Genomic DNA, 15,804 nt, shown 5'->3' on the forward strand with positions numbered 1-15,804 from the left:
CGCGGGCCGGGCGCCGCTAGTGCGCGGCCGCCCTGGCGTAGCGTCCGGGCGGCTGGCCGACATGGCGGCTGAAGGCGGTGCTGAAGGTGCTGGCCGAGCCATAGCCGATGCGCTCGGCCTCCTGCCGGCGCAGCAGGCCTTTGCCAGCGCCATGCGCCAAGCCAGCAGATAATCCTTCGCCTCTCGACACGCAGTCGGGCGGCAACCAAATCCTTGTTTTCCCGTTTATTTCAGCGGCTGCCGATGCTCATCGTGCCGTCAGCCGGCTCCGGCGGCCAAAACCGCGGAGCGGAAAGGAGGCGTCCATGACACGGCCGGCAGTAGAGATCGGCGACAGGGTGGCCGTGATCGCCACCGTGATCGAGCGCGTAAACGACCGCGTGACGCTGAGCCTCGACGGCAACGGCCATCGCTATTCGATGGTCGAGCCAAACGCCAAGGCAGGCGACAAGCTGAGGCTGGAGGGCGAGGTCGTCCATGTCGACGAGGATCTCGGACGCACGACGGTGCAGGTGCTGGGGCGGGTGACCGTCGATACCGGGTCGGTCGAGATGGTGACGAGACGCTGCGACCTCGACCATATCGGCTCGAACGTGCCTGGCCACCCTCGCCCGCGCACGCAACCGATACCGCACGGGTGAACCTTCCCGGTGCAACGGCGGTCGCTCCTGGGGCGTTTCCGTCACCGACACTCATCGTTGTCCTAGTGGCGCTTAAAATACTGCACTTCGCGCTCGTGCTTTTCGGCCGCCTCGCGCGACTTGAAGGTGCCGAGATTGCGGCGCTTGCCGGTTCTCGGGTCGACCTTGCGCGAATAGAGCCGGTATTCGCCGGTTTTCAGTTTGCGGATCATGGAAACCTCCTGTGTACGGGGCCATGGCACCAACCCGCGCGGGGCCGACTCGGTTCCGATCACCATGGAGCCCGCGCGGCCGGCGGCAAAAACGCATCTGTCGGTGAACCATTTCACGGACGAAAACGACCCAATGTCGGAATCGACATCGCAACGACACGATTAAGTCGAATTATTTGTATTCAAATGACTTTCGCGACGTTATGCGGATGTTGCGAGCGTGCCGGATCTGAGGAGGGTGAGATGGTGGCGGCGAAGCTTCACGGTGTTGAACTCGTCAGGGGACAGAAGTGGACGGTGCGCGTCACCGCCTACGGCACGACGCTGATCTTTCCCTTCGAAGCCGAGCAATATGCGCGTTCCTACGCGGATGGCCAGGCTTTCCGCCTCGGCGTCGAGGTTGTCGAGTTGAAGGACTGCGCCTGAGAGGCCAGGTCCGGTGTTCGTCCGTTGGCCCGAAGACCCGCGCGGCCGTATACAATAGCCTCATGTCAGCTCTCGACTCGGCAAAGCAATGGGCGCGCGCCATCAAGCGCGATGTGGTGGCGCTGTGGATAGCGGCCCTTGATTCGCGCGTGCCCTGGTACGCAAAAGCCACCGCGGGCGCCGTCGCGGCCTACGCGCTGAGCCCGATCGATCTCATCCCGGATTTCATCCCGATCATCGGCTATCTGGACGACCTGCTGATCGTGCCTCTCGGCATCATGCTCGCGGTCAGGCTGGTGCCGCCCAACCTGATGCGGGAATTCCGCGAGGAGGCCACGCGGCGCGAGAAGCCGGTCAGCAAAGCAGGTCTCGCCTTCATGATCGCGGTTTGGGTGCTGGCGGCGCTGGCGCTCACCTGGCTGTTCCTGGCCTAAGCCGGCCTAAAGCGCGTCGCGATCTTTCAGATTCGCTCCACGCGCTTTAGTTTTTGGTTTTACGCATGTCTTTATCCCGAAACCGGTTCCCACTTTCGGGAGACATGCTTTAAGCTCGCCTGTTTGGGCTCGAACCGGACAGCATCGATTGAAGTCTAACTGGCCGTTCTTGCGCCAGCAGCGGCGCCTCCAGTTGAATTAGCGACCTCTTGTATTCGATGTAAATCAGGATCAAGCTGAAGGGTGCGCGGATTAACGTGCGCTGCGGGTGGGTCAAAAGGGGTAAGGCGTGATGGAGTTTGCAGTGTGCTACGACCACAGCGGGTTCGATCTGGCGCGGTCGATCTTCCTCGATGTCACTGCTTTCCTTGCGCTGATGACGCCATGGGCGATCGCGCGGCTGATCGAGATCGCGCGCGAGGATGCCGCGGCCGGACTGCAGGTCGCGTGACGGGCTGAAAGCCGCGTTCCTGGAATTGCGCTAAAGCGCGTCGCGATCCTTTGGATTCGCTCCATGCGCTTTAGGCTTTTGATTTACGCATGTCTTTGTCCCGAAACCGGTTCCTAACCGTCGCGGCCGACCTTTCGGATCGGCAGGTCGCCGAACAGCGCCGAACAGTCGATCTCCTCCTGGAAACGCGCCTGCGGATCGAGCACCAGCCAGGAAGCGTGGGTGCGAAGCTTCTTCAGCCTGGCGTTCTTTTCCTCACGCGCCAAGCGCTCCGCCTCGTCTGTTGAGGCTTGAACCGGCCTTTCGGCCTTGTGATGGTGAGGAGTCCTCGGCATCGCGGCCTAGAACGCGCCCGACCTGCTTTCGTTCCGCCGCATTGCGATGGCCACGGCCATAGGTTTCGACGACGGACCAGTCTTGGAGCATTGAGGGAGTGAGGTAGCCCGGCTTGCCTTGGCGTAAAAGAGCTCTCTTACAGGCAAGCCGGGCTAAAGCGCCGACCATTGGGTTTCCTTGGGGGGAGCCGGCGCACGGACACAGTGTCCGTTTCCACCTGCGCCCGCAATTGTCGCTGAGGTCCTATGCGTCGGCGCAAAGGTCCGAGCGGCCAGGGCCGAAACGTTCCTCCCTGGAATCGTCCGGCTTCGGGACGCCTGAACGCTCAGGCCCGCGTCAGCGGGCTGCCTTTTTGGAGCGCTCTCTTGACGAAATGCTCGGCGTGCCGCGCCCATTCGGCTTCGGTGACGTCGTTCTCACGAACAGACCGCCTGAATGCTTCGCGCAATGCCTCGAGCTCAAAAATCGACAGCCGCTGATTGGTTTTGTGGTTTTTTGTGCCGACGTCCATACTGCGTTGCCACGAATAGCAAGGTACCGTCCATCGTATAGGCGGCGCGTGTCCGGCCGATCAAGGCCCTGGACTTGACTTCTTTTGGGGGCAAATGCCGTCGCGAATTCCCGCGTCTTATGCAAGGACCGAGCGGCCCGGCCGAGGGGCTCGGGCATCCGACAGACATCGCTATATATTCATATCCACAACGCCCGATGACAGGATCGCGCCAGGCCGAGATGGCCGCGCCGCGGCGCTATATTCTGCGGGGCATATGTCTTTTGGTCTGGACCTGGGGCGGGATTGGTGGTTGTGTCGACGCTACAAGAAATTCAGGTGGCAGCCGGCCCGCGTCTTCCCCGTCAACAGGAGTGGCGCGGGCATTTGCCATTCGGGGTATGGGCGATATTGCCACTTGCGAATCGGAGCTGCCCCGCCGGCGCGGCGGCAACGGCCGGCCATTAACCTTCCGCATCGGCACGGACCAAGGTCGGTGTCGCAATTGCATCCCCTCGCCTATACTGTCGCGAACGGGTGGGTGAACGGTGCCGATGTTTGGGAGGTATCTGAAACGACTTGCACGAATCTGGAGCGGGCTCTCGCTTGCCTGGCAGTTCGTGATCGCGGGCGGCATTGGCCTTCTGGCAGTGATGCTCGTGGTCGGGCTGTGGGTGACATCGCAGATCCGTGACGGCGTCCTGCACAATTCCGCCGCCACCACCGCGCTCTATGTCGACAGCGTGATCGCGCCGCTGCTGCCCGACATGCGCAAGAGCCAGGAGTTGGACGACACCGTCAAGCGGGCGCTGGACGAGACGCTCGGCCAGGGGGCGCTCGGGAAAAGGCTGGTCTCGTTCAAGCTATGGCGGCGCGACGGCACGATACTCTATTCGAAGGACGCCGACCTCATCGGCAGGCAGATCAAGCCCAACGCCAACCTCATCGCCGCCTTCGCCGGCAACGTCATGGTCAAATACAACACGCTCCAAGACGAGGAAGACGACAAGGAACGGTCGCTGGGGGTGCCGCTGCTCGAGATCTACAACCCGGTGCGCGAACCCTGGTCGGGCGAGGTCGTGGCCGTGACCGAATTCTACGAATTGTCCGGCGATTTCGAGGAATCGCTGCACTCGGCCCTGTTGTGGAGCTGGCTGGTGGTGGCGGGCGCCACGGCGGCGGCGCTTGCCCTGCTCTCGGGCATCGTTTTCCGCGGCAGCCGCACCATCGTCACGCAGCAGGCGGCACTCGAGGCCAAGGTCTCCGAATTGCAGGCGGCGCTGGCGCAGAACTCGTCGCTGCGCCAGCGCGTTCAGCGCGCCTCGCGCCGCGCCACCGCCATCAATGAGCGCTATCTGAGACGAATCGGCGCCGACTTGCATGACGGGCCGGCGCAACTGGTGGCACTCGCCGCGCTCAGGATGGACAGCCCGGCGCTGGTCGATCCGGCCACGTCGAGCACGCTGCGCGAAGCCGAGATCGCCGGTATCCACAAGACGCTCGGCGAAGCGATGCGCGAGATACGTGGCATCTGCAACGGGCTGGTGCTGCCGCAGGTCGAAACCCAGGCCATCGCCGACATCCTGCGGCTGGCGGTGGCCGAGCATGAGCGCCGAACCAGCACCAATGTGTTACTAACCCTGCCAGAGCGCTTGCCGGAACTCGGCACCTCGGAAAAGATCAGCATCTATCGCTTCGTGCAGGAAGGCCTGAACAACGCCTTCCGGCACGGCAAGGGCAAGGGCCAGCAGGTCAGGGCCACGACGAAAGGCGGTAAGCTTCTCGTCGAGGTCGTAGACACCGGCCCCGGCTTCGACCCGGCCCGAAGCGAGGGACTTGGGCTTGCGGGCCTGAGGGAACGTATCGAAAGCATAGGCGGTCAGTTCGAGACACTGACAGGGCCCGGAGGAACAAGACTGGTGATCACCCTGTCTGTCGAGGAGCAACCGTGAGCACATCCATCCGCATCGCAATAGTCGACGACCATCCCCTGTTTCGCGAGGGCGTGGCGCGCAGCCTCGGCGAGATAGGCGGCTTCGAACTCGTGGGCGAAGGCGCAAGCGCCGAGGACGCCGAAAGGCTGGTGCGCGCCAGCACGCCCGATATCCTTCTGCTCGACATCAGCATGCCGGGCGGCGGCCTCAGCGCGCTCGCCAGCATCCTTTCAGCGACGCCCGAGCAGAAGATCGTCATGCTGACGGTGTCGGAGACCAATGCCGACGTCGCCCAGGCGCTGAAGGCCGGCGCGCGCGGCTATGTGCTGAAAGGCGTCGGCTCCAAGGCGCTGGCCGAAATCCTGCGCGATGTCGCCAACGGCCAAAGCTATGTTTCGCCGAGCCTTTCGGCCAGGCTGCTTTCCGACCTTCTGCAGCCCACCGGCAGCAAGCCGGACCCGCTCGCCCAGCTCACCGGCCGCGAGGCCGAGATCCTGAAGCTGGTCGCGGAGGGGCTGAGCAACAAGGAAGTGGCCGCCCGGCTGTCATTGCAGGAAAAGACGGTCAAGCACCACATGACCAGGGTGCTCGCCAAGCTCAACGTGCGCAACCGCACCGAAGCGGCGCTGCTGATGCATGAGGCGAGGGAGAGGAATTAGGGGAATTGGGGAATTGGGGAATTGGGGAACTGAAGAATTGAGGAATTGAGGAATTGAGGAATTGAGGAATTGAGGAAAAGTTAGGCTAAGCTTCCTTTTTCTTCAATTCTTCAATTCTTCAATTCCTCGGTTCCCAGTTCCCCTCCCCGAAAACGCAATCACCCCCGCCTCAAGGGACGGGGGTGACATGCGAGGGTGCCGGAAAAAGGGGGTAGCCTTTCCCGGCCATCACAGGCTCAGCAGACGATTCAGATCCTCCTCCGTCGCCTGCCGCTCGATGATGGTGCGGCCTTGCGCGTCGGTCATCTCGAAACGGCCGTCCTGGACTTCCTCCTTCATGCCGTTGCGATGGACGACGGTGACCTTGTTGCCGTCGATCGAGATCGTGTCACCGGTTGCCGTGTTGGTATAGCTGCTCCTGCCGCCGGGATTGGCATTGCCCTTGCCGTTGTTGTTGCCAGGTCCCGCATTGGGGTTGCCCCCGCCGGCATTGCTGTTGTTGGAATTGCCACCGGCATTGCTGTTGCCGCTGTTACCGGAATTCGACCCCCCGGCCGAGCCCGAATTGCCGCCGTTTCCGGCACCGCCATTACCGCCGCTACCGCCATTGCCCCCGTTACCGCCATTGCCGCCGCTGCCGGCGTAGGCGGTTGACACGAGCTTTGTCACGTTGGCCGGCGCCAACAGGCAGGGCGCGACCACAACCGCCACCGCGACAGAGAGGCGCAGCGAGAGGTCGACTAGCCTTTTGCAGGCGGGTTGGCGCATTCTTTTCCTTCTTGCCGGTTCCACCTCGGTTTGCCGAAGTTCCGCTCACGGCGCAGGCGAAGCGGAACCGGTCTCTTGACGGAGGCTAGGATCACATTCCGGCAGCGCGACGAAAGCGGCCCACGACCCATGCTCCGGCCGATCAGACCATTTCCGCCGCCATGAGTGACCAATGTCGCAACAGCAACCATCGCCACAGCTTGAAAAAATTACCCCCGCACGGAGGCGGGGGTAAGGTGAGTAGCCAGATTCCATCGCAAGACGATCAGGACCGCAGAGACGAAGCAAAAGGTGGCAACCTGATTTTGCAGCGCTGACCTTCGGTCCCTTAAGATCTAATCCGGATAAAACCTCGCTCCCACAAACTCTGCTTTCACAAACTGTTCAGGCGATTGAGATCGGCCATGGTGGCCTTGCGGTCGATGATGGTGCGTCCGTATTTGTCTTCCATCCTGAACCGGCCCTTCTCGATCGTCTCCTTCATTCCATTGCGGTGCGTGACCTGGATGCTGCCGGCGGTGGCCTCGACCTTGTCGCCGGTCGCCGCGTTCACGTGGCTGTCGACATCGGCGGCGCTTGCCGCGCCGGCACTGTTGCTCGAGCTGTTGTTCCCGCTGCTGTTGCCGTTACTGTTCCCGCTGTTGCCGTTTCCGTTATTCCCGCCGCTATTGCCGTTTCCGTTCCCGTTGTTGCCGCCGTTTCCGCTATTCCCGCCGCTATTGCCGCCGCCGTTCCCGCCGCTGTTTCCACCACCGTTGCCGCCGCCGTTGCCGCCGCCATTGCCGCCGCCATTGCCGCCTTTGGCATAGGCTTTGGTCACAACGACACCAACGACACCATCGACGGAGAGACTGAAAGGCGCGACAACGAGCGCCAACGCAGTCAGCGCTCGCAAGACCAGCCTGCAGCCCCTGCGCGATGCGCGCATCCCGCTCTCCCCACGCCAGCCCTTCAGCCCGTCGGCCGAACTACCCCACCGGCAATGTCGCAGCATAAGCATCCCCAATCAGCCCATGATTAGGAAGTGGCCCACGACCCTTGTCTTGTCCACTCGGACTTATCGCCATTTTCGATAGGACCTAAGTCTTATTTCAACCACCGGATGTGGTCGGATATCGCCGCCGCAGACATCGATTTCTCCAAGCCGGGCAGCGCTTTGGAGCGCGCCGCTCAGAAATGGATACGGGTGCGCGCGACCGGCTTGCAGAGAGTCAGGCCGGCGAAGGCGCCGGCCGCCGCGCCGCGACCGCCGTGCCGAAGGCGGCTGCAATGACGGCGGCGATGCCGGCGCATTGCAACAGGTTGAGCTTCTCTGCCAAAAACAGGAAGCCGGTCAGCGCGGCGCCAGCCGGCTCCAGGCACACGAGCATGCCGTAGACCTTGGCCGGCATGCGGGCCAGCACCAGCATTTCCAGGTAGAAGGGCAGCGCGCTGGAGAACAGGCCGACCACGGCCGCGCCAGCCATGACGTGGGGGTCGGCGAGATGGGCTTGAGCCGCGCCGAAGCCGAAAGGCAGCGCCAGCACCGCGGCGATCGCCATGCCATAGGCGGAGGTGCGCGCGCCGAGTTCGGCGCCGGCCTTCTGCGCGAAGATGATGTAGAGCCCCCAGCAGACGCCGGCCGCCAGCGCCAGCGCCACGCCCAGCGGATCGAGCCCGCGGCTGATGCCGGCAAAGGGCGACAGCAGCGCGATGCCGGCTATCGCCAGCGCCACCCAGACGAGGTCGAGCAGGCGCCTGGAGCCGAGGGTCGCGACGAACAGCGGCCCGGTGAATTCCAGCGCCACGCAGATACCCAGCGGAATGCGCTGGAGCGCGGCATAGAACAACATGTTCATGGCGCAGACGGTGATGCCGTAGGCGGCGAGCCAGGGCAGGTTTTTCCGCGAGGGCAACACCTTCCATGGCCTCAGCACCGCGGCCAGCATCAGCGCGCCAATGGCAAGCCTGAGCATGGTCGTGCCCTCGGGCCCCAGCACAGGGAACAGGCTCTTGGCAAAGGCGGCGCCAACCTGCACCGACAGCATGGAGCCGAGCAGGCCGAGGATGGGCATGGCGCCGACATGCGCCTGCGGTTTTGCAATCGGCGTCGACGTCACCTGCTCTCCGTTCCCCCTGCCCCGGTCGAGATCGGAGATAAGGCTTTTGCGGCAGCGCCGTCATGAGGCAGCGGGCGGCGGATGGTGGGACAAGGCGCCCCTTCCCCGGGCGGCAGGCCTGCTGCACCGCACAAGAACTTGAAATTCAAGATGTTTTCACAGACCTTCACTGTAGAATTTGCCACCCCGATCAAGCTTCTTTCCCAATATTTCCATCATACTCGCTTTAGTTGCGGGGATAATTCGTCAGCATCCCTGACGATTGATTACTTTCACACATCGGACCAATTGCCCATGACCTCATAGGACCATTGGATGGTCCGTACGGATATTTTCACAACACAACCATTTACGTCTCACAACGGCATCACATCTTGTTTCAGAGCCGTAAGCATTTTGTGTTGCACCGCAACATCCGCCGCGACAATCGTGAAGCGGGGGCATGCCTGTTGGAGGATGCCATTATTGTGACTCGGATGGGCATTCCGCCGGCCGGCTGGAATTGCGCCCCCGGCCCGGACGGTGAGCGGTTGGCCCGCGGCGGCGAGATTCGCTCGCCCGTTGCCGCGTGGCGTGACCAAGCTTGCGAATACCGCTGATGGCCAACGCGCGCGACATCCAACTCGACTCCTTGCGGGCAGTTGCCGTGACGCTGGTGCTCTACGCGCATTTCCTTGCGCCAAACGGTACCTCCTTCCTCGGCCATCTCGGGGTCAGGCTGTTCTTCGTTCTCTCCGGCTTCCTGATCACACGGCTTTTGCTGGACGCGCGTGATGCCGATGCATTCGCCACCGGACCGGCGCTGCGCTCCTTCTATGCGCGGCGCGTGATCCGTATCTTCCCGCCCTACTTCGCAGTGCTGGCGCTCGTCTGGTTCACCGATCTGGAACAGTCGAGGTCCTCGCTCGCCTGGCATGCGCTCTACCTCTCGAATTTCTGGTACGCGCTGCACAACGACTGGAACCCCTGGCTGCTCTGCCATTTCTGGAGCCTCAGCATCGAGGAGCAGTTTTATCTCGCCTGGCCGCTGATCGTGCTTCTGGCGCCGCGCCGGCGCATCGAGGCGATCGCAATCGGCGTCATCGCTTTTTCGCTCGCCTACCGGTTCTACTGGCCGATCGCCGCCAGCCCGGCGCTCGCCCGCGACCTGCTGCCGCCGGCCTCGATGGACGCGCTTGGCTGCGGCGCCCTGCTTGCCGTGCGCCGCGCCAGGGGCGCCGATGCGCCGCAATGGATGCGGCTCTGCTGGCCGGCCCTGGCGGTGGTGTTCCTGTTCGTGGTCCGATCCGATCCGGGGCCGGCGAATTCGGCCTGGGAGTGGCCGCGCTGGATGCTGGTGCAAGTGCTGCCGCTGGTGCCGCTGACGGTGATCGTCGCCGCCTGCTCGAACGGCCTCGGCGGCACGCTCGGCAGGCTGGCCGAACTGCCGCCGCTGCTCGGGCTCGGCCGCATCAGCTACGGCGTCTATCTCTACCATCCGATCCTACTTGCCTATGCCGTCAAGGCGCAGCCATGGATCCCGGTCAACGTCTCGGAACAGGGGCCAGGCCGCTTCCTCGTCGCGGGCGCCGCGACGCTGGCCGTCGCCTCGCTTTCCTGGGTGTTTTTCGAGAAGCCGCTCAACGGTCTCAAGCGCTATTTTCCGTATGTCGCGCCCGCTCGTCCGCGCGGCGCAAGCGAGGCCCTCCGGTTCGGCGCCGCCCCGGCGCTCGATCTGCAGCCGACGGACCGGAGCCGACCATGACCGCCGCGCCGCTCATCTCCGTGCTGTTGCCAGTCTACAATGCCGAGCCCTACGTGGCCGCCGCGATGCAGTCGATCCTGCGGCAGGACTACAACCGGCTCGAAATCATCGCCATCGATGACGGATCGACCGACAGGTCGCTTAAGATCCTCGAACGCTGCCGCCGGGACGACAGCCGCGTATCGATCATCTCGCGCGAAAACCGTGGCCTCGTTGCCAGCCTCAATGAAGGACTGGCGATCGCGCGGGGCGAACTCGTCGCGCGCATGGACGCCGACGACTTCGCCTATCCCTGGCGGCTGTCGCGCCAGGCGGCGCTGTTTGCCGCGCGGCCGGAGCTCGGCTTCTGCGGCGCGCTCGTCGATACGCTGCTGCACGGCCGCGTCCTTAAGGGGCGGCTCGACCCGGTGTTCCGTCTCAGCCTCCCGGAGCTGTCGAAATTCTTCACGATCTTCCTGCACCCGACGGTGGTCTATAACCGCAAGGTCATCTCCGAGGCCGACCTCCACTATGACGGCGCTTATCGGCATGCCGAGGATTTCGACCTCTTCCGGCGGCTGGCCGACCGCTATCCGGCGGCGCTGATGCCGGAGAGCCTGCTGGTCTACCGCGTCCATCCCGGCAGCGTGACCAGCCGGCACGGCAAGGAGATGCGACGCACGCATCTCAAGATTGTCGGCGAGAACCTCGAGCGCCTGGGTTTGGCGCAGGACTGCGAGGACCTGCGCGCCATCGGCGATCGCGTCTGCCTCGACACCGTGCGCCGGGCGGCCGCTTTCATCCGGGCGCTTGAAGAGCGGATCTCGGCATTGCCCGACCCGACGCGGCCGAGCTTCGAGGCCGGCGCGCTCAACCTGTTCTATTTCCTCTACCAGCTCGTCAACGACGAGGAGCGGCCGGCGCTGTCGCATGAACTGCTGACGCTGACCGGGAAATGGAACGCGATCCGCCGCCGCGAGAAATACGCGCTCGGCCCCGGCGCCTGGGCGCCCTGGCTGAGCCAGGCCTCGATGTGGGCGGGCAAGCGCGCGGACTGGATGGCCTACCGCTTCAAATCCGCGCCGGCAGCGTCAGTGCTGGCGCCCTACAGGATGGGGGCGGCATGAACGCCGAGCGCCATCCGTTGCTGCGGCACCTGCGCCCCGCACTGCCCGCTCCTCCGTGGCCCAGGCAGCGGCCACAGGTTTCCTTCATCGTCTGCACGCGCGACCGGCTGGACGTGCTCGAAGCCTGCATCGACTCGATCTGCGCCGCCTGCCGGGCGCATCCGGCCTTCGCGGCCGAGCTGGTGGTGGTCGACAACGGCTCGCGCGACGGCACGGCCAGTTATCTTTTGGCGGCCGCCGCGACCTCGGACATCCCCCTGACCGCAATCTCGGAGCCCCGCCCCGGACTGGCGGCGGCGCGCAATGCGGGACTGGCGCAGGCGCGCGGCCGGGTGCTGGTGTTCGTTGACGACGACTGCAGGCTCGACCGCAACTATCTCGCCGACCTCGAGCGGCATTATGCGAGCGGCGAGAAGTGGCTGATCCGCGGCGGCCGCGTCGAGATCGGCGACGCGCTCGACCTGCCCTTCACGATAAAGCGCTGCGACCAACGCGAAGTGCTGACGCATGCCGTCCACCCGGGCGGCTTCGTGCTAGGCTGCAACATGACCATGCACCGCGACGTCGCCGCCCGCATCGGCCCCTTCGACGAGCGCTTCGGCGCCGGCGGCGCGCTGCGCTCGGCCGAGGACACGGACTATCTGGTGCGGGCGATGCTTGCCGGCATGGCGGTGGAATACGTGCCCGACATGACGATCTTCCACCATCACGGACGGCGCGACCGCATGGCGATCGACCGGCTGCACCGCGACTATCATTTCGGCAACGGCGCGCTCTGCCTGAAGCATTTTCGCCGCGCACCCTGGCTGCTTCGCCATTTCTACTGGGCGGCGCGGGCCGCCATGCGCGAGCTCGCCGGCGGGCCGCGCTTCGACCACGATCTCAAACTGTCGCATTGGCCGATCGTCCTGATGAACCTTGCGGGCGCGGCGAAGTTCATGGCTCTCGTGCTTGTCAGGCGGCCGGGTCGGCAGCCGCAGTCGGGCAGCGAGACCATCGAGGCCAGGGCGGAGGCCGGCGCGCCGTGAGCGGGCGCCCGACCCTGCCGATGCTGCGCCAGGCGCTCGGCCGCCGGCAGCTCGGCCTGTTGCCGATCGTCGTCGCGCTCGGGCTTGCGAGTGCAGCGCTCGAAGGTTTCGGCATCGGACTGATCATCCCCCTGCTCGGCATCATCATGGGGCATGGCGAGGCGACCGGCATGGCCGGCCTGTCGGCCCTCCTGCAGAAGGTCGGTGCCGGGCTCGGCGAGCGCGAGCGGCTGATCGCCCTTGCAGTCGCGATCCTCGGCTCGATCCTCTTGAAGAACCTGCTCGGCTTCGCCAATTCGGTGCTCACCGCCCATATCTACGGCAAGGCCAGCCAGGCGATCCGCGGCGCGCTCGCCGAGCGGCTGCTCAATATCGGCTATCCGTTCTTCCTGAAGGAGAGCCCCGGGCGGCTGCTCAACATCATCTCGAGCGAATCCTGGCGGGCGTCGGATGCCATCCAGGCGATGCTTGGCTCGATCGTCAGCGCCTCGGCGTCGCTCATCCTGCTCGGTTTCCTGCTGCTGCTCTCCTGGCAGATGACGCTGCTGGTGATGCTCGGGCTGGCGCTTGTCCAGGTTGCGCATATGGCGCTGTCGGCGCATCTGAGAAACCCGAGCCGAAGCGTTGCCTCGCGCAACAGTGCGCTCGCCTCGCGGATGCTGCATCTTGTGCATGCCGGCCGGCTGATCCGCATCTTCGGCCAGGAAGCGCGCGAGAAGGCGGCGTTCGGGGCGGCATCGGACGGCGTGCGCCGGGCGGCCTTCCAGCTTTCCAACCGCCAGGGCGCGCTGGGCCCGGTGACCGAAGTGCTGCACGCCATGTTGTTCCTGGCGGTGGTGATCGGCGCATGGCTGGCGGGCCTGAGCTTCCCGCTGGTCGCCGCCTTCCTCATCCTGCTCTACCGGCTGCAGCCGCATGTCAGAGCGCTGCAGATGACATGGAGCCAGTTGCAGGGGCTTTCAGGTTCGCTGGAAGAGGTGACCTGGCTGCTCGACCCCAAGGGCAAGCCGGCACCGCCGCAAGGCAGCCGGCCATTCGCGACTTTGAGCGAAAAAATCGCCTTTGAGGGCGTGAGCTTCAGCTACGCCAATGAGGAGCAGCGCGCGGCGGTGCTGCATGCCGTGAGCTTCGACATAAGAAGCGGTCGCTCGACGGCGCTGATTGGCCGCTCCGGCGCCGGCAAGACGACCATCGTCAACCTGCTCTGCCGCTTCGTCGAGCCGGACGGCGGCCGCATCCTCGTCGACGGCGCGCCGCTCGGCGAGATCGATCCGGTCGCATGGCGGGCGCATATCGCCCTGGCCAGCCAGGAACTGGAGCTGGTGGACGGCACCATCCTCGACAACATCACCTACGGCAAGGACACGGCGAGCATGGAAGAGGCGCGCCGCGCGGCCGCGCTCGCCGAGGCGCATGAATTCATCGAACGCCTGCCGCAGGGCTACCAGACGGTCGTCGGCTATCGCGGCGTCAATTTGTCGGCCGGCCAGAGGCAGCGCATCGCGCTCGCCCGCGCGCTTGTGCGCGATCCGGATATCCTGATCCTCGACGAGGCCACCAACGCGGTGGACGGGCTTTCGGAAGCGGCGATCGTGGAAACGCTGAAGTCGCGCGCCGGCCGCCGCACAACGATCGTCATCAGCCACCACCACTCGACGATCTCGTTCTGCGACGATCTGGTGATTTTGGAGCATGGACGGGTGAGGAAGCAGGCGCCGTTCGCGGAACTGGCGGCGCGCAGCATGGATGAATTGTATCAGCCGGAGTGAGGTCTGGGATCCCCCTCGAGGGGGAGATGTCGCCGAAGGCGACAGAGGGGGTCGCCGCGCATGAAGCGCCGTGGCGAGCGATGAAGTCGGCGATCTACGTGAGACGACCCCTTCTGGCCTGCCGGCCATCTCCCCCTCGAGGGGGGAGATCAGATGTCGCGCAGGCATTCGCCAATTGTCAGCCTTGCAGAAGTGACGCGGCGCCGGAGCTGCCAATCTCCCCCCTCGAGGGGGAGATGTCGCCGAAGGCGACAGAGGGGGTCGCCGCGCGTGGAGCGCCAACGCCCTGGGTGGCGAGCTATGAGGTCGGCGATCTACGTGAGACGACCCCTTCTGGCCTGCCGGCCATCTCCCCCTCGAGGGGGGAGATTCCGCGCTCGGCGGCTTTGCCCAATTGTCTGCGCTACTCGCGTCGGCGCCCTACCTCCCCCTTGTGGGGAGGTCGGACCGAAGGTCCGGGTGGGGGTCGGCGCCGACCCCGAGAGGCTGGCGGGACAGCACCCCCTCCCCGATCCGCTTTGCGGATCGACCCTCCCCACAAGGGGGAGGGTAAAGATCACCCCGCCATGGCCAGCGGGGCGGCGCTTTTGTTGGGGATCTGGATGTCGATCTCCAGCGTCGACATGGTGGCGCCGCGGTCCATCGAGACCTGGAGGTAGTCCTGGTCGATCTGCACATGCTTGGCAATGACCGCCATGATCTCCTCGCGCAGGATGGAAACGAGGTCCGGCTGGCCGCGGCTCTGGCGCTCATAGGCGAGCAGCAGCTGCAGCCGCTCGCGCGCCACCGGCGCGCTGGTGCGCCGCTTGAAGAGGTCGAGGATGCTCATGCCGCCCTCCTTCCGAGAAGCCGGTCGAGGAAGCCCTTGCGTTCGAAGGGGACGACCACCGGCAGGTCTTCGCCTTCCAGGCGTCTTGCCGCTTCGAGGTAAGCCTTTGCGGCACCATTGAGCGGTTCCGAGAGCGTGACGGGCGAGCCGAGGTTGGAGGCGCGCAGCACGTCCTGGCTTTCCGGGATGATGCCGAGCAGCGGCGTGGAGAGTATCTCCAGCACATCGTCGATCGACAGCATCTCGCCGCGCGAGGCGCGGGCCGCGTCGTAGCGGGTAACCAGCACGTGTTTTTGCACCAGCTCGCCCTGCTCGGCCTTCATGGTGCGGGCGTCGAGCAGGCCGATGATACGGTCGGAGTCGCGCACCGACGACACTTCCGGATTGGTGACGATGACCGCCTCGTCGGCGAAGCGCATGGCGAGCTGGGCGCCGCGCTCGATGCCGGCCGGGCTGTCGCAGAAGACATAGTCGAACACCGAGCGCAGCCTGGCGATGACTTCGGCCACGCCCTCTTCGGTCAGCGCGTCCTTGTCCCGGGTCTGCGAAGCGGGCAGCAGATAGAGCGTCTCCAGCCGCTTGTCGCGGATCAGCGCCTGCGACAGCTTCGCCGTGCCCTGGATGACGTTGACGAGGTCGAACACCACGCGGCGCTCGGCGCCCATGATGAGGTCGAGATTGCGCAGGCCGACGTCGAAATCGACCAGCGCCACCTTCTTGCCGGTCTTGGCCACGGCGGCGCCGAGCGCGGCCGTCGAGGTCGTCTTGCCGACGCCCCCCTTGCCCGATGTGACCACGACTACCTTGCCCATAAATTCAGCCTCCGTTGGCGATTCTTATTCATGACCGTGCCGGGCACGGCGGACTCGTTAACAACC

General features: G+C 64.9%; 18 protein-coding genes and 1 pseudogene. 10 read left to right on the forward strand and 9 right to left on the reverse strand.

Going from position 1 to position 15,804, the window contains the following annotated elements; all coding sequences use genetic code 11:
* Positions 1-16: 16 nt before the first annotated feature.
* A pseudogene (locus tag CK230_RS03875) lies at positions 17-174 on the reverse strand (helix-turn-helix domain-containing protein); the annotation flags it as partial.
* 131 nt (positions 175-305) lie between these two features.
* Between CK230_RS03875 and CK230_RS03880 the strand changes: the two are divergent.
* The gene (locus CK230_RS03880) at positions 306-641 is read left to right on the forward strand and encodes a hypothetical protein (RefSeq protein ID WP_095815898.1); all 336 of its coding nucleotides are present in this window, start codon (positions 306-308) and stop codon (positions 639-641) included.
* A 62-nt stretch (positions 642-703) separates the two neighbouring features.
* Here CK230_RS03880 and CK230_RS03885 read toward each other — a convergent pair whose 3' ends face one another.
* Complete coding sequence (locus CK230_RS03885) at positions 704-853, reverse strand: hypothetical protein (protein WP_095816402.1); 150 nt, start codon at positions 851-853, stop codon at positions 704-706.
* Positions 854-1,096: 243 nt separating this feature from the next.
* Here CK230_RS03885 and CK230_RS03890 point away from each other — a divergent pair, with 243 nt between their 5' ends.
* From CK230_RS03890 to CK230_RS32995, 3 genes are all read left to right on the forward strand, one after another.
* Positions 1,097-1,279, forward strand: a complete 183-nt coding sequence (locus tag CK230_RS03890; RefSeq protein ID WP_176480002.1) for a hypothetical protein — start codon at positions 1,097-1,099, stop codon at positions 1,277-1,279.
* A gap of 62 nt (positions 1,280-1,341) precedes the next feature.
* Complete coding sequence (locus tag CK230_RS03895; RefSeq protein ID WP_095815899.1) at positions 1,342-1,713, forward strand: YkvA family protein; 372 nt, start codon at positions 1,342-1,344, stop codon at positions 1,711-1,713.
* Positions 1,714-2,002: 289 nt separating this feature from the next.
* The gene (locus CK230_RS32995) at positions 2,003-2,164 is read left to right on the forward strand and encodes a hypothetical protein (RefSeq protein ID WP_176479997.1); all 162 of its coding nucleotides are present in this window, start codon (positions 2,003-2,005) and stop codon (positions 2,162-2,164) included.
* Positions 2,165-2,277: 113 nt separating this feature from the next.
* Here the strand turns inward: CK230_RS32995 and CK230_RS03900 are convergent, their stop codons facing one another.
* Together CK230_RS03900 and CK230_RS03905 are read right to left on the reverse strand one after the other, a co-directional pair.
* Complete coding sequence (locus CK230_RS03900) at positions 2,278-2,430, reverse strand: hypothetical protein (protein ID WP_176480003.1); 153 nt, start codon at positions 2,428-2,430, stop codon at positions 2,278-2,280.
* Between the two features lie 395 nt (positions 2,431-2,825).
* A complete protein-coding gene (locus tag CK230_RS03905; protein ID WP_095815901.1) occupies positions 2,826-3,011 on the reverse strand; it encodes a hypothetical protein in 186 nt (61 codons plus the stop codon).
* Between the two features lie 533 nt (positions 3,012-3,544).
* On the opposite strand from CK230_RS03905, the gene CK230_RS03910 reads away from it, so the two are divergent.
* Together CK230_RS03910 and CK230_RS03915 are read left to right on the forward strand one after the other, a co-directional pair.
* Complete coding sequence (locus CK230_RS03910) at positions 3,545-4,942, forward strand: sensor histidine kinase (protein ID WP_095815902.1); 1,398 nt, start codon at positions 3,545-3,547, stop codon at positions 4,940-4,942.
* Entirely contained in the window at positions 4,939-5,583 is a 645-nt protein-coding gene (locus CK230_RS03915; RefSeq protein ID WP_095815903.1) for a response regulator transcription factor, read from the forward strand. The genes CK230_RS03910 and CK230_RS03915 overlap by 4 nt, the downstream gene beginning before the upstream one ends.
* Positions 5,584-5,811: 228 nt before the next feature.
* Here the strand turns inward: CK230_RS03915 and CK230_RS33000 are convergent, their stop codons facing one another.
* The 3 genes from CK230_RS33000 to CK230_RS03925 all read right to left on the reverse strand — a co-directional run bounded on the left by CK230_RS33000 (position 5,812) and on the right by CK230_RS03925 (position 8,450).
* On the reverse strand, positions 5,812-6,351 hold the full coding sequence (locus CK230_RS33000) for a hypothetical protein (protein WP_176480004.1): 540 nt from the start codon (positions 6,349-6,351) through the stop codon (positions 5,812-5,814).
* A gap of 373 nt (positions 6,352-6,724) precedes the next feature.
* On the reverse strand, positions 6,725-7,279 hold the full coding sequence (locus CK230_RS03920; protein WP_095815904.1) for a hypothetical protein: 555 nt from the start codon (positions 7,277-7,279) through the stop codon (positions 6,725-6,727).
* 283 nt (positions 7,280-7,562) lie between these two features.
* Positions 7,563-8,450 carry a DMT family transporter gene (locus CK230_RS03925; RefSeq protein WP_095815905.1) on the reverse strand — a complete coding sequence of 296 codons (888 nt, stop codon included), beginning with the start codon at positions 8,448-8,450 and terminating at the stop codon, positions 7,563-7,565.
* A 598-nt stretch (positions 8,451-9,048) separates the two neighbouring features.
* Here CK230_RS03925 and CK230_RS03930 point away from each other — a divergent pair.
* Genes CK230_RS03930 through CK230_RS03945 form a run of 4 tightly spaced genes read left to right on the forward strand, consistent with a single transcriptional unit; the run spans position 9,049 to position 14,097 of the window.
* A complete protein-coding gene (locus tag CK230_RS03930) occupies positions 9,049-10,194 on the forward strand; it encodes an acyltransferase (RefSeq protein WP_095815906.1) in 1,146 nt (381 codons plus the stop codon).
* Positions 10,191-11,300, forward strand: coding sequence for a glycosyltransferase family A protein (locus CK230_RS03935; protein WP_095815907.1), 1,110 nt, complete (start codon positions 10,191-10,193; stop codon positions 11,298-11,300). Before CK230_RS03930 ends, CK230_RS03935 begins: the two co-directional genes overlap by 4 nt.
* A complete protein-coding gene (locus tag CK230_RS03940; RefSeq protein ID WP_095815908.1) occupies positions 11,297-12,328 on the forward strand; it encodes a glycosyltransferase in 1,032 nt (343 codons plus the stop codon). The genes CK230_RS03935 and CK230_RS03940 overlap by 4 nt, the downstream gene beginning before the upstream one ends.
* A 20-nt stretch (positions 12,329-12,348) precedes the next feature.
* Positions 12,349-14,097, forward strand: coding sequence for an ABC transporter ATP-binding protein (locus CK230_RS03945; RefSeq protein WP_095816404.1), 1,749 nt, complete (start codon positions 12,349-12,351; stop codon positions 14,095-14,097).
* A gap of 556 nt (positions 14,098-14,653) precedes the next feature.
* On the opposite strand, the gene minE is transcribed toward CK230_RS03945, so the two are convergent.
* Both minE and minD read right to left on the reverse strand, forming a co-directional pair.
* Entirely contained in the window at positions 14,654-14,926 is a 273-nt protein-coding gene (gene minE / locus CK230_RS03955) for a cell division topological specificity factor MinE (RefSeq protein ID WP_042638296.1), read from the reverse strand.
* Positions 14,923-15,738, reverse strand: a complete 816-nt coding sequence (gene minD, locus CK230_RS03960) for a septum site-determining protein MinD (protein WP_042638294.1) — start codon at positions 15,736-15,738, stop codon at positions 14,923-14,925. Before minD ends, minE begins: the two co-directional genes overlap by 4 nt.
* Positions 15,739-15,804 lie beyond the last annotated feature (66 nt).

The organism is Mesorhizobium sp. WSM3859, assembly GCF_002295065.1.
Lineage (GTDB): Bacteria > Pseudomonadota > Alphaproteobacteria > Rhizobiales > Rhizobiaceae > Mesorhizobium.

Bases quoted from the DNA above. Each gene is read 5' to 3' on its own strand.
- CK230_RS03880 (WP_095815898.1), top strand. From the start codon at position 306: ATGACACGGCCGGCAGTAGAGATCGGCGACAGGGTGGCCGTGATCGCC.
- CK230_RS03885 (WP_095816402.1), bottom strand. From the start codon at position 853: ATGATCCGCAAACTGAAAACCGGCGAATACCGGCTCTATTCGCGCAAG.
- CK230_RS03890 (WP_176480002.1), top strand. From the start codon at position 1,097: ATGGTGGCGGCGAAGCTTCACGGTGTTGAACTCGTCAGGGGACAGAAG.
- CK230_RS03895 (WP_095815899.1), top strand. From the start codon at position 1,342: ATGTCAGCTCTCGACTCGGCAAAGCAATGGGCGCGCGCCATCAAGCGC.
- CK230_RS03905 (WP_095815901.1), bottom strand. From the start codon at position 3,011: ATGGACGTCGGCACAAAAAACCACAAAACCAATCAGCGGCTGTCGATT.
- CK230_RS03910 (WP_095815902.1), top strand. From the start codon at position 3,545: ATGTTTGGGAGGTATCTGAAACGACTTGCACGAATCTGGAGCGGGCTC.
- CK230_RS33000 (WP_176480004.1), bottom strand. From the start codon at position 6,351: ATGCGCCAACCCGCCTGCAAAAGGCTAGTCGACCTCTCGCTGCGCCTC.
- CK230_RS03920 (WP_095815904.1), bottom strand. From the start codon at position 7,279: ATGCGCGCATCGCGCAGGGGCTGCAGGCTGGTCTTGCGAGCGCTGACT.
- CK230_RS03930 (WP_095815906.1), top strand. From the start codon at position 9,049: ATGGCCAACGCGCGCGACATCCAACTCGACTCCTTGCGGGCAGTTGCC.
- CK230_RS03935 (WP_095815907.1), top strand. From the start codon at position 10,191: ATGACCGCCGCGCCGCTCATCTCCGTGCTGTTGCCAGTCTACAATGCC.
- CK230_RS03940 (WP_095815908.1), top strand. From the start codon at position 11,297: ATGAACGCCGAGCGCCATCCGTTGCTGCGGCACCTGCGCCCCGCACTG.
- CK230_RS03945 (WP_095816404.1), top strand. From the start codon at position 12,349: ATGCTGCGCCAGGCGCTCGGCCGCCGGCAGCTCGGCCTGTTGCCGATC.
- minE (WP_042638296.1), bottom strand. From the start codon at position 14,926: ATGAGCATCCTCGACCTCTTCAAGCGGCGCACCAGCGCGCCGGTGGCG.
- minD (WP_042638294.1), bottom strand. From the start codon at position 15,738: ATGGGCAAGGTAGTCGTGGTCACATCGGGCAAGGGGGGCGTCGGCAAG.